We start from the raw sequence: 11514 nt of genomic DNA, 5'->3' as shown, positions 1-11514 counted from the left end.
TTCCAGGTTGCCAAGCCATGTATAACTTGTATTACTAAGAAAAAGATTAACCATTCGTTTCCAGACATAATTTGTTGTTTTTTATATTATTGCTATAGGTATTTCTATCCTATACAAATGTTACATTTTATTTTTTAGTTAACCAATATTTAACACATCTTTCATTGTAAATACTCCGGTTTTTCCAAGTAGCCATTCTGCGGCTATTACAGCTCCTAAAGCAAAACCTTCTCTATTATGAGCGGTATGGGTAATATCTATAGTATCTACTTCACTTTTATAAGTAATTGTATGTGTGCCAGGAACATTTTCAACTCGTTTAGCCTTTATAGGTAAACAGTTGTTTACAGCCGATTGGTCTAATCCCCATGTATTATATTGGTCATTAACCTCTATGATGTCGTTGGCTAAAGATATTGCGGTACCACTTGGTGCGTCTAGCTTTTGAGTATGGTGTATTTCTTCCATACTTATATTATACTCCTTTAGAGAAGACATCATTTTTGCTAATGTTTTATTGAGTTCAAAAAAAATAGTAACTCCTAAACTAAAATTTGAAGCATATATAAAAGCACCTTTTTTTGTTTTACAAAGTGCTTCTATTTTATTGTAATCGTCTAACCAGCCCGTAGTTCCAGAAATAACAGGAATGTTATTATTAATACAGTTGGAAATATTATTAAAAGCAACTTTTGGAAGACTAAAATCGATAGCTATATCTGCTTGGGTAATATCGTAGATTGTATCAGCATTCGCTTTAATAACAATAGTATGTCCTCTTTTTACAGCTATTGTTTCAATGGTTTTTCCCATTTTACCATATCCTAGTAAAGCTATTTTCATAAGAAAATGTGTTTTTCCTTTTTTAAAGGAATTTATAATTTTAAAATCCGAAATTTAAGGTTAATCCAACACGGCCCTTATTATCTTGTTCGTTAATAATATAATGCGGCTTTAATGTTAAATTATCATCAATATTATATTGAAGCAAATGAGCATCGACATTAGCGTCAATAATATTTAAAGCATATAAGCCTACGGTTATTAATAATGATAATTCTTTATTTCGACGTAATGTTTTTTGTGCATTTCTTAAACCATCATCTGTTAAACGCCCTTGGAATTCATCATCTTGAAAACCAGCTAAACGTCTTTTGTAAGCATCTCTTACACGATTATAGTCTTTATTATTTTTAGTGTAGAAATAGATACCTGTGCCTAATGCAGCGTATACAATAGGGATTTTCCAATATTTCTTATTGTAGGCTTGCCCCAACCCTGGTAGTACTGCTGAATAAAAAGCGGCACGAGAAGGCGACAAAGGGTCTATGGGTTTACGTAATTGTGTACTATCTAATACTACAGTAACTTCATCTGTTGTAGAGATTTCTTTTTTTTCTACAGTTTTATCTTTATCGTTTTGAGCTAAAGCAAAAACACTAAAGCATAAAAACACTGTAGATAAGATGCTATTTTTATTTAGAATCACCTTCAACTAATTTTTTAATTCGGTTAAAATCTTCTTCAGAATGGAACGGAATTATTATTTTCCCTTTCCCGTTGCTAGAAGCTTTAACGTCTATTTTATGCCCAAAGTATTCAGAAAATGCTGTCATACCTTTTTTAACATATTTTGGCAATTCTGTAGTTGGTGCTTTTTTAGCAGGTACTTTTACTTCTTGAGTTTCATTGTAGTTTTTAACTAAAGCCTCAGTATCTCTTACCGATAGTTTTTTAGCTAAGATAGTTTCGTATATTTCTAATTGAATTGTTTGGTCTTCAATATTTATCATAGCACGACCATGCCCCATAGACAAAAAGCCATCTCTCATTCCTGTTTGAATGATTGGATCTAGTTTTAAGAGACGAAGATAATTAGCAATAGTAGATCGTTTTTTACCAACACGTTCACTCATTTGTTCTTGAGTTAGCTGTATCTCGTCTATTAAGCGTTGGTATGATAATGCTATTTCTATAGGGTCTAAATCTTGGCGTTGAATGTTTTCAACTAATGCCATCTCTAGACTTTCTTGATCGTTAGCTATACGAATGTATGCAGGAATCGTTTTTAAACCTATAGATTTAGACGCTCGAAAACGACGTTCTCCAGAGACTAATTGGTATTTGTCAAATTCTAATTTTCTTACTGTAATAGGTTGGATAACACCTAATTCTTTTATAGATGATGCTAATTCTCGTAATGATTCTTCGTTGAAATTAGTACGTGGTTGAAATGGATTCATTTCAATACTGTCTAATTCTAACTCAACAATGTTCCCTATTACTTTATCTGCATTTTTATCCTGTACAGATTTTATGTCGTTACTTGGGTCTTTTAATAATGCAGATAATCCTCTACCTAAAGCCTGTTTCTTTGTAGCCTTCGCCATTTTTTAGGAGTTTTTATTTATTATTTCTTTTGCTAAGCTTAAATAATTACTTGCACCTTTACTAGAAGCATCGTAACTAATAATACTTTCACCATAACTTGGTGCTTCGCTTAAGCGTACATTACGTTGTATAATGGTTTTAAATACCATATCGTTAAAGTGCTTTTGTACTTCTTCTACAACTTGATTTGATAAGCGTAAACGAGCATCGTACATAGTAAGTAATAACCCTTCTATATCTAATTCTGGGTTATGCACTTTTTGAACACTTTTTATAGTGTTTAATAATTTACCAAGGCCTTCTAAGGCAAAGTATTCACATTGAATAGGAATTATAACAGCATCTGAAGCTGTTAAAGCATTCAACGTTAATAGCCCTAATGATGGCGCGCAATCTATAAGTATATAATCATATTCATCCTTTATATCTGCTAATGCAGTCTTTAGCATATATTCCCTTCTATCTTTGTCTACCAACTCTATTTCAATGGCAACAAGGTCTATATGTGCGGGTATAACATCTAAATTTGGCGTGTTTGTTGTAACTACAGCTTCGCGTGCAGAAATAGTATGCTCTAATAGTTGATATGAACCTACTTCTACGGCTTCAACATCTATACCTAAACCAGATGTTGAATTGGCTTGTGGATCTGCATCTATTAGTAGTACTTTTTTTTCTAAAACACCTAAAGAAGCTGCTAAGTTCACTGAAGTAGTCGTTTTACCTACTCCTCCTTTTTGATTGGCAATTGCAATGATTTTACCCATTAAATGATTTGGTTTTAATATGTGTAAAAATACAATTATTTATGGGTTTTGAAAACGGAAGTTGTTAACAGTTGGTTAAAGTAAAAAGGATTAGGAATTGTTTTTTGCAGATTGTATTATAATCCCTTTTGAAAAAGAGGGATTATAACTTTATTTTTTATAAGAAAAAGAAAAATTACTTTCTTTCTGGTTTAATTGGCATAGCAAAAGAAATAAGAGCTTCATCCTTTGTTCCTCCTATGTAGCCGTAGCCTTTTAGGTAATAAAATTTAAAATATTCTTTTCCAGAAGTATATTTTATTACAAGTAGGTTTTTGTAATGGCATACAGGTGTTTTTAAAGTGCCATCTAATGATACTATTTCATATTCTACTAAGTTATCTGTTGTAGTCCATTTTTTGCCTACTTCTATTTCTTTTGGTAATCTAATAGTGTCGTCATTACAACAGTCTTCAAACTGATAAACCGCATTGTTTGTCTCTTTTAAAAACAATGTACTTTTACTACCTTTTTCCCATAATTGTTCATATTCTATATACGTTTCACCTTCAATATTCTTAGTCCCAATATTTTTTTCGGCGTAATAAGTGTTATACCAAATAATATATTTAGTCCCTTTTAAAAGTGGGAAATAACTTTCTTGACGATCTCCTTCGCAGAAATCTTGTCCTTCTTTTTGCGAAAAAGAATATAGAGAAGAAAGTAAACAGGTTAAGAATAATAGTTTTTTCATTTATAGAATTGTTTATTAAAAAAGCGTTTTTATTACTCGTCAATTAAAACCTCTAATATCTTAATAGCTGCGTCACTAATTTTAGTTCCAGGACCAAAAACGGCAACAGCACCAGCATCAAATAAATATTGGTAATCTTGTTTTGGTATTACGCCACCCACAATAACCATAATATCTTCTCTTCCGTAATTTTTAAGTGCTTCTATTACTTGTGGTACTAAGGTTTTATGTCCTGCTGCTAAAGAGGAAACGCCTAAAATATGTACATCGTTTTCTACCGCTTGTTTGGCTGCTTCTTCTGGGGTTTGAAATAATGGGCCTATATCTACATCGAAACCAACATCGGCATAACCTGTAGCGACTACTTTTGCGCCACGGTCATGACCATCTTGTCCCATTTTAGCAATCATAATACGTGGTCTACGTCCATCTTGCTCTGCAAATGTATTGGCTAACTCTTGTGCTTTTTTAAAGCTTTTATCGTCTTTTATTTCTTTACTATACACGCCAGAAAATGATTTGATTTGTGCTTTATAACGTCCAAATTCTACTTCTAAAGCATCACTAATTTCTCCTAAACTAGCACGCTCTCTTGCGGCTATTACTGCTAAAGCTAATAAATTATTTGTACCTGTCTTTGCTGCTTCTGTTAAATTATCGAGTGCTTGTTGTACTTTTTTAGTGTCTCGTTTGTTCCTTATACTGTTTAAGCGTTCTATTTGTTGGTTTCTAACCGTTTGGTTATCTACTTCTAAAATATGTAAAGGGTCTTCTTCGTCTAAAACATATTTATTAACACCTACAATAACGTCTTGTCCAGAATCTATTCTTGCTTGTTTTCTTGCTGCCGCTTCTTCTATACGTAGTTTTGGTATGCCAGCTTCAATAGCTTTCGTCATACCGCCAAGTTCTTCAACTTCTTCAATTAAAGCCCATGCTTTTTCGGCAATATCATTGGTTAAAGATTCTACATAGTAACTACCGGCCCATGGGTCTACGGTTTTGGTAATATGCGTTTCTTCTTGTAAAAATATTTGAGTATTACGTGCTATTCTAGCTGAGAAATCTGTGGGTAATGCAATGGCTTCATCTAAGGCATTGGTATGTAAACTTTGTGTTCCTCCAAATGCTGCTGCTGCTGCTTCAATAGTAGTCCTAGCAACATTATTAAATGGGTCTTGTTCTGTTAAACTCCAACCACTGGTTTGACAGTGTGTTCTTAAGGCTAGTGATTTTGGATTTTTTGGATTGAATTGTTTTACCAATTTAGCCCATAACATTCTGGCAGCTCGCATTTTTGCGATTTCCATAAAATGATTCATTCCAATGGCCCAGAAAAACGATAAACGTGGTGCAAAGGTATCTATATCCATACCTGCGGCTAATCCTTTTCTAATGTATTCTAAACCATCTGCTAGGGTATATGCTAATTCAATATCGCAAGTAGCACCTGCTTCTTGCATATGGTATCCAGAAATACTAATGCTATTAAATTTAGGCATATTATTACTGGTATACTCAAAAATATCTGAAATGATTTTCATAGAAGGCTTTGGTGGGTAGATGTATGTGTTTCTAACCATAAACTCTTTTAATATATCATTTTGTATGGTTCCAGCTAGTTGTTCTGGTTTTACGCCTTGTTCTTCAGCGGCAACAATGTAGAATGCCAAGATAGGGAGTACGGCACCATTCATAGTCATAGAAACCGACATTTTATCTAGCGGTATTTGGTCGAATAATATTTTCATATCTTCAACACTATCTATAGCCACACCAGCTTTTCCAACATCTCCTACAACACGTTCATGATCACTGTCGTAACCTCTGTGTGTTGCTAAATCGAATGCTACAGAGAGCCCTTTTTGCCCAGCGGCTAGGTTACGCCTATAAAAGGCATTACTGTCTTCGGCAGTACTAAACCCTGCATATTGACGTATAGTCCAAGGTCTTCTAACATACATGGTGCTGTATGGTCCTCTAAGGTTAGGTGCTATTCCGGCAACAAAATCTAGGTGTTTTAAATCTGTAATATCTTCTTTAGAGTATTTAGATTTTACTGTAATGTCTTCGGCCGTTTTAAATATTTTAGCTGGGGCTAACTTGTCTTTGTTAATCGAGGACTTTAATTGTATGTTTTGTATGTTTTTTCTTTGCATTACAGTATCATTTTTTTTAGATAAGGATCAAAATTTACTTCGTACCCTGTAGCTAATTGTATGTAAACCGTTTTCTTGTTATGCGACAATATATAAGTTGAGTTATATGTTGTAGCATTTGTTTTTTTATTATCTATACGATGTATAACTTTAAATATTTGAGGTCCAGATTTATCATCGTATTTTGCTGTTATTTTGGTAAATTCTAAATCTGAGCTTTCAGCATAAGTTTCATTATTTATTCTAATCATTCCTAAAAGATATTGCGCGTCTCTTTTAGTTAATGGAGTATAGGGCATAGTATTCATAGAGTAAGTAGAACCTGTTACTTTATCGTAAAACACATAAAAATGGCCTTTCATTTTTCTAAGCAATGTTAAACGCTTACTCTCGTCTTTGTATGCTTCATCTGAAACTAATAATTTCAGCTCCTTTTGGTAGTCTAATAAAGAGTGTTTTTTAAATACACTTGGTAAATACACTTTAATACCGTCTTCTGATAAAAAAGTGTATTCACCAGGTATGTTTCCTGTAGTCTCTTGGTTTTCTATCCAGTTTTTTATTTCTTTTGCTGTATTCTGTATACAAGAACTCAGTACTATAAAAGTAGATAGAATTAGGTAGTATTTAAAAAATAATCTTTTCAAAATTATTAATGATTATGTCCTGCATGAGGGTCTTTTAATGGTTTAGAATCTGTTCCTATAACCGGTCTGTCTTTTGTGGTGTTATCTTGATTTGTCTTTTTAATTGTATTATCAATTGGTGTAGGGTTTTTTAATAAAGAGGGATCCTTAACGTCCATAAGCTTAGAGTAGAAATATTCGAAAGCTACAAATGTTTTTAAACTTCCATCTCCTTGTATTTGCCTAGCAACTCCTCTTAATGGTGTTAAGATTAATTTAGGGCGCATGCTATTGGTAGATAGTAATGCATTAAAAGTTGTTTTAATATCTGTTATTTTTATATTATTAGCAATGCAATCCATAAATGGTGCAGAATAATCAAGTGTAGTTGTTTTACCCGATTTATTCCAAATATCTGGGTCATTTTTTAATAGTTGTGCAATATCGTAACTATGTCTAGACGCTATATCTTCTACTTTTATTTTATCATTCATCGCATTTGTAATAAATGTTATGTAGGATCTAGATGGTGTATAGTTTGTTCCTGTTCCTTTAAAAAGGTTTATAATATCTTCTTCAAAAGAAAAAACAGCTTCTTTATATAGGTCTCCTTTTGGAAATTCGCAAGCTAAAACATTAGGTTTATCTGCATGCTTAAATTCTAAAGGCGCTTCTTTTTTACAGCTAACAGAAGTTATTAATATTATAATTGCAAAAAGTTTAAAAAAGGTTGTTTTCATAGCTTTAATATTTAAAAAATTAGTTATTCTGTTTTTAATCGATTTTGTTCTGAAGTTTCAGCCAAACGCTTTGGTAAAATAGGTTCTATTAGTGTTTTTCTGGCATTTGTTTTTAAGAAAGGATAAAGTTCTAGATTGTCTTTCATTCTATCATTCTCATTTGGGTGCTTGTTTGTTCCTAATAGAACTAATTCTCCAGTATTAAATTGTTCTTGTTCTTTTTCAGCTGAAGCTTTTATTTTTTTCTGAATAGTACCTTCTTTTAATTGCTGTAAAAAACCGCCTCCATTTTCAATAGATTTGAAAATGTCTAAAGCTTTTTCAGCAAGTTGTTGGGTAATAGTTTCAATATAATAACTACCATCTGAAGCGTTTGTTACTTCACCGAAATAGCTTTCTTTTTTTAGAATTAATAATTGATTTCTAGAAATGCGCTCACCAAACTCATTGTCTTTATGGTATAAGGCATCGTAAGGTAAGTTGTATATGGTATCTGCACCTCCTAGAATAGCACTCATACATTCTGTAGAAGTACGAAGCATATTAGTATTGTAGTCGTATATGGTTTTATTACGTTTTGTAGGAAAAGCAACAATATTACAATGTTGTGATACATTGTATTCTGTTGCTAGTGTACTCCATAATAGGCGTAAGGCTCTCAATTTAGCTATTTCAAAAAAATAATTGGTTCCTACTGAAACATTAAAGGTAATGTCTTGTTTTAAATTATTATTGAAGTGATTTAAGTACTCATTTGCATGAGCTGTAGCGTATGCTAATTGCTGTACTATTGTTGCTCCTGCGTTTTGATATAAACTAACATCTACACTTAGGGTGCTTTTTAATTGTGTGTTTGTTGTTACAATGTTATTTAATTGCTCATGATCTTTAGATAAGTCTGTATACCAATTTCCAGACTTAGCCAAATTGCCAATAATATCTGTATGTACCGTTATTGCTGAGGCATAAGGATGTGCATTTAGATTATTAATAAATTTAGAGTCTAAAAATTGGAGTTTTAAATGTATAGGGGTAGAGGAGAGGTCTATATTTTGTAAAAGTTCTTCTATAGAGGTTGTTGGTTGGGAAATAATGAAGATAATGCTTTCTGCTCCTCGTTGTATAGCATTAATAGCTTTTTTATTAGCAATTTCTACAGTAGTAACAAAAATATATTGCCCTACAAACCAGTTGGAAGTAGGTATGTGGTATAATTTTTTTTCTTTAAAATGGTCACTATGATAAAATGGTTTAACATTTATATCTTCATTTGTATTCCAAATTAAAGTCTCATTATAGTCGGCTCCTTTTAAGTCTGCTTGTATTTTTTGCTTCCAAGCTTTTGCATTTACTGGTGTAAAGCCATCAAATAAATTATTACTCATTATTTTCGGTTTTTAGACTGTCTTGGTATTCTATTATATATATGTCTTCATTATCACGCTTCATATAATATTCTTCTCGTGCAAATTTTTCCAATCCGTCTTGTTTGCTTAGCTCTTTTATGGCTTTTTTGTCTTTTTTATATTCTTCTTTATAATGCTCAATTTCATTCAGCTTTGCTTCCTTCTCTTTATTTAATTCTCGATGAAGTAACAAAGAATTATCATCTATAAATATCATCCAAATGGCAAATATTATAGTAATTATTAAGAATTTATTTTTAAGAAGCTTTGGCATTAATTAAGTTTTTCATTTATAATGGTACGTACAATGTTAACCGCTACAGTATTGTATTTATTGTTAGGTATAATAATGTCGGCATATTCTTTTGTAGGCTCAATAAATTGTTGATGCATAGGTTTTAACGTGTTTTGATAACGTGTTAAAACTTCGTTGATGTCTCTACCTCGTTCTGCAATATCTCGTTTTAAACGCCTAATTAAACGCTCATCGCTATCGGCATGTACAAATATTTTTATATCGAACATATCTCTTAACTCTTTATTGGTAAGAATTAAAATACCTTCAACAATCATTACTTTTCTTGGGTTTGTAGTAATAGTATCTCCAGTTCTATTATGTTTTACAAACGAATATACAGGTTGGTTTATTGGTTGCCCACTTTTTAAAGTTTTAAGATGTTCGCTTAACAAATTAAAATCTATTGATCTTGGGTGATCGAAGTTTATTTTTTTACGTTCTTCAAATGATAAATGAGTGGTATCTTGATAATAAGAATCTTGAGATATTATGCCAACTTCTCCTTCAGGAAGCTCATTTAATATCTGATTTACAACTGTTGTTTTACCGCAGCCTGTTCCTCCTGCAATTCCTATTATTAGCATATTATATATTATTTTTACGGTACAAATTTAGGAATTTGTAATCGAAAAAGTTTAAAATGAGGTCACACTTATTTACGGATAAATTTTAGAGACTTCATCTTCTGTAATTAATAACTTGTTTTCGTTACTCCAACTATTTGTTATGTAGTTCATTACATCTGCTATTTCTTTGTTTGTTAAGCCTTGTTTAGTCATAACGCCATTATATGTTTCTCCGTTAACAGTAATAGTGCCTTTTAATCCATATTTAATAGCTTTAATACTTGCTATACGTTTTTCTTTCAGATAATCTGAGTTATCTAAAGGAGGGAATGTATTAGTTATACCTTTACCATTTGGCATGTGGCAGGTAACACAAAAATCATTATAAACTTGTTTCCCCGCAGTGAAGGTTTGAAGAGTGTTTTTGTTGTTGTTTGTCTCTTTTTTTTCTGAATTACAGGCTGTTAATAACGTTATACACAGTATGGTAATTAAACCGCTTAATTTCATAATTTATTTATCTTAATAGTTTTATAATTCCTAAATTTTCTACTCCCACATAAATATAACCATCTGGTCCAGCTTCTACAGAACGTACCCTACCTATGTTTTCTAATAAACGTTCTTCTTTTATAACTTTATTATCCTTTAAAAAGCAATGTTGTAAATAGTTAAACTTTAAAGAGCCTACTAAAAGGTTTCCTTTCCAGTCTCCATATTTATCTGATGCTATAAATGCCATACCACTAGGTGCTATAGATGGAGTCCAATAGTGTAGGGGTTGCTCCATACCTTCTTTTTTAGTTATATCGGTTATTTTAGTACCGCTATAGTTTTTACCATAGGTAATTACTGGCCAACCATAATTTAAACCTGGTTTAATAATGTTAATTTCATCACCACCTCTTGGGCCATGTTCATGAGTCCATATCGCTTTTGTTACTGGGTGTAACTCCATACCTTGTGGATTTCTATGCCCATAAGAGTAGATTGCCTTTTTTGCATTTATATCTTTTACAAAAGGGTTGTCTTCAGGAATAGAACCATCATCATTTAGGCGGTAAACTTTTCCTCCATCTTTGGTAATGTCTTGCGGATTAACATCTCTATTACCTCGTTCTCCAATAGTAAAGAATAAATAGCCATTAGTGTCAAAAACAATTCTAGACCCAAAATGCTGCCCTCTAGAGGTGTTTGGCTCTGCTTTATATAATAGTTGTTTATCTATTAAAGCATTATTTTTAATTTTGGCTCGCATTATAGCAGTGTTACCGCCTCTACGGTCTCCTTTTGGTGAAGCGTAAGAAAAATAAATCCAGCCATTATTTTTATAATTTGGATGTAAAGCTACATCTAGAAAGCCTCCTTGACCTCTAACATAGATTTCTGGTAAACCCGAAATTTCAGTCTTAACGTTATCCTTAAAGTGAATAAGTGTGCCTTCTTTTTCTGTAATTAATATAGATTGATCTGGTAAAAAAGTAAATCCCCAAGGGTTATTAAGTTGAGGTACAATAACTTCGTAGGTTGCTTTTTTATTTGTTTTAGTTTCTTCTTTTTTATTTTGAGCACAACCTGTAAAACTTAGAGAAAGGATTAATAGGCAAGTAGAGATTTTAGAGATCATAAGTAAGAAAAAAAGTTTTTACAATTTACAATAAAAAATAGTTTCAAATTTAAATAATAGTGTATATTTGCACTTCCAAAATCAAAAAAACATAGTTTGGCTTTTGGAAAAAGATAACCTACTCGGGGTGTAGCGTAGCCCGGTTATCGCGCCGCGTTTGGGACGCGGAGGTCGCAGGTTCGAATCCTGCCACCCCGACTA

General features: G+C 32.3%; 13 protein-coding genes and 1 tRNA gene. 1 reads left to right on the top strand and 13 read right to left on the bottom strand.

What is annotated here, in order from left to right:
* Window positions 1-138 precede the first annotated feature (138 nt).
* From dapB to ACVC2P_RS07390, 13 genes are all read right to left on the bottom strand, one after another.
* On the bottom strand, window positions 139-843 hold the full coding sequence (dapB, locus tag ACVC2P_RS07450; RefSeq protein WP_452597851.1) for a 4-hydroxy-tetrahydrodipicolinate reductase: 705 nt from the start codon (window positions 841-843) through the stop codon (window positions 139-141).
* 40 nt (window positions 844-883) lie between these two features.
* Entirely contained in the window at window positions 884-1486 is a 603-nt protein-coding gene (locus tag ACVC2P_RS07445) for a DUF5683 domain-containing protein (protein WP_452597852.1), read from the bottom strand.
* The gene (locus ACVC2P_RS07440) at window positions 1476-2390 is read right to left on the bottom strand and encodes a ParB/RepB/Spo0J family partition protein (RefSeq protein ID WP_452597850.1); all 915 of its coding nucleotides are present in this window, start codon (window positions 2388-2390) and stop codon (window positions 1476-1478) included. The genes ACVC2P_RS07445 and ACVC2P_RS07440 overlap by 11 nt, the downstream gene beginning before the upstream one ends.
* 3 nt (window positions 2391-2393) lie before the next feature.
* Window positions 2394-3158 (bottom strand): ParA family protein, encoded by a 765-nt coding sequence (locus tag ACVC2P_RS07435; RefSeq protein ID WP_452597849.1) that lies wholly within the window; start codon window positions 3156-3158, stop codon window positions 2394-2396.
* Window positions 3159-3333: 175 nt separating this feature from the next.
* Window positions 3334-3891, bottom strand: a complete 558-nt coding sequence (locus tag ACVC2P_RS07430) for a hypothetical protein (RefSeq protein WP_452597848.1) — start codon at window positions 3889-3891, stop codon at window positions 3334-3336.
* A gap of 32 nt (window positions 3892-3923) precedes the next feature.
* Window positions 3924-6050: a methylmalonyl-CoA mutase gene (scpA, locus tag ACVC2P_RS07425; RefSeq protein WP_452597847.1), complete on the bottom strand. Its 2127-nt coding sequence runs from the start codon at window positions 6048-6050 to the stop codon at window positions 3924-3926.
* Window positions 6050-6697: a hypothetical protein gene (locus ACVC2P_RS07420; RefSeq protein WP_452597846.1), complete on the bottom strand. Its 648-nt coding sequence runs from the start codon at window positions 6695-6697 to the stop codon at window positions 6050-6052. The genes scpA and ACVC2P_RS07420 overlap by 1 nt, the downstream gene beginning before the upstream one ends.
* Window positions 6698-6702: 5 nt before the next feature.
* Window positions 6703-7416 carry a hypothetical protein gene (locus ACVC2P_RS07415; RefSeq protein WP_452597845.1) on the bottom strand — a complete coding sequence of 238 codons (714 nt, stop codon included), beginning with the start codon at window positions 7414-7416 and terminating at the stop codon, window positions 6703-6705.
* 23 nt (window positions 7417-7439) lie between these two features.
* Window positions 7440-8801 carry a methylmalonyl-CoA mutase subunit beta gene (locus tag ACVC2P_RS07410; RefSeq protein WP_452597844.1) on the bottom strand — a complete coding sequence of 454 codons (1362 nt, stop codon included), beginning with the start codon at window positions 8799-8801 and terminating at the stop codon, window positions 7440-7442.
* Window positions 8794-9096, bottom strand: a complete 303-nt coding sequence (locus tag ACVC2P_RS07405) for an FtsB family cell division protein (protein ID WP_452597843.1) — start codon at window positions 9094-9096, stop codon at window positions 8794-8796. Before ACVC2P_RS07405 ends, ACVC2P_RS07410 begins: the two co-directional genes overlap by 8 nt.
* Window positions 9096-9704, bottom strand: a complete 609-nt coding sequence (udk, locus tag ACVC2P_RS07400) for a uridine kinase (protein WP_452597842.1) — start codon at window positions 9702-9704, stop codon at window positions 9096-9098. Before udk ends, ACVC2P_RS07405 begins: the two co-directional genes overlap by 1 nt.
* A gap of 72 nt (window positions 9705-9776) precedes the next feature.
* Window positions 9777-10196, bottom strand: coding sequence for a c-type cytochrome (locus ACVC2P_RS07395; RefSeq protein ID WP_452597841.1), 420 nt, complete (start codon window positions 10194-10196; stop codon window positions 9777-9779).
* Between the two features lie 7 nt (window positions 10197-10203).
* Window positions 10204-11313 carry a PQQ-dependent sugar dehydrogenase gene (locus tag ACVC2P_RS07390; RefSeq protein ID WP_452597840.1) on the bottom strand — a complete coding sequence of 370 codons (1110 nt, stop codon included), beginning with the start codon at window positions 11311-11313 and terminating at the stop codon, window positions 10204-10206.
* 123 nt (window positions 11314-11436) lie between these two features.
* On the opposite strand from ACVC2P_RS07390, the gene ACVC2P_RS07385 reads away from it, so the two are divergent.
* Window positions 11437-11511 (top strand) — tRNA-Pro (locus ACVC2P_RS07385).
* Window positions 11512-11514 lie beyond the last annotated feature (3 nt).

Source organism: Pontimicrobium sp. MEBiC01747 (assembly GCF_053601635.1).
This window is presented reverse-complemented; position numbering and strand designations above follow the sequence as displayed.

Bases quoted from the DNA above. Each gene is read 5' to 3' on its own strand.
- dapB (WP_452597851.1), bottom strand. From the start codon at position 843: ATGAAAATAGCTTTACTAGGATATGGTAAAATGGGAAAAACCATTGAA.
- ACVC2P_RS07440 (WP_452597850.1), bottom strand. From the start codon at position 2,390: ATGGCGAAGGCTACAAAGAAACAGGCTTTAGGTAGAGGATTATCTGCA.
- ACVC2P_RS07435 (WP_452597849.1), bottom strand. From the start codon at position 3,158: ATGGGTAAAATCATTGCAATTGCCAATCAAAAAGGAGGAGTAGGTAAA.
- ACVC2P_RS07430 (WP_452597848.1), bottom strand. From the start codon at position 3,891: ATGAAAAAACTATTATTCTTAACCTGTTTACTTTCTTCTCTATATTCT.
- scpA (WP_452597847.1), bottom strand. From the start codon at position 6,050: ATGCAAAGAAAAAACATACAAAACATACAATTAAAGTCCTCGATTAAC.
- ACVC2P_RS07415 (WP_452597845.1), bottom strand. From the start codon at position 7,416: ATGAAAACAACCTTTTTTAAACTTTTTGCAATTATAATATTAATAACT.
- ACVC2P_RS07410 (WP_452597844.1), bottom strand. From the start codon at position 8,801: ATGAGTAATAATTTATTTGATGGCTTTACACCAGTAAATGCAAAAGCT.
- ACVC2P_RS07405 (WP_452597843.1), bottom strand. From the start codon at position 9,096: ATGCCAAAGCTTCTTAAAAATAAATTCTTAATAATTACTATAATATTT.
- udk (WP_452597842.1), bottom strand. From the start codon at position 9,704: ATGCTAATAATAGGAATTGCAGGAGGAACAGGCTGCGGTAAAACAACA.
- ACVC2P_RS07395 (WP_452597841.1), bottom strand. From the start codon at position 10,196: ATGAAATTAAGCGGTTTAATTACCATACTGTGTATAACGTTATTAACA.
- ACVC2P_RS07390 (WP_452597840.1), bottom strand. From the start codon at position 11,313: ATGATCTCTAAAATCTCTACTTGCCTATTAATCCTTTCTCTAAGTTTT.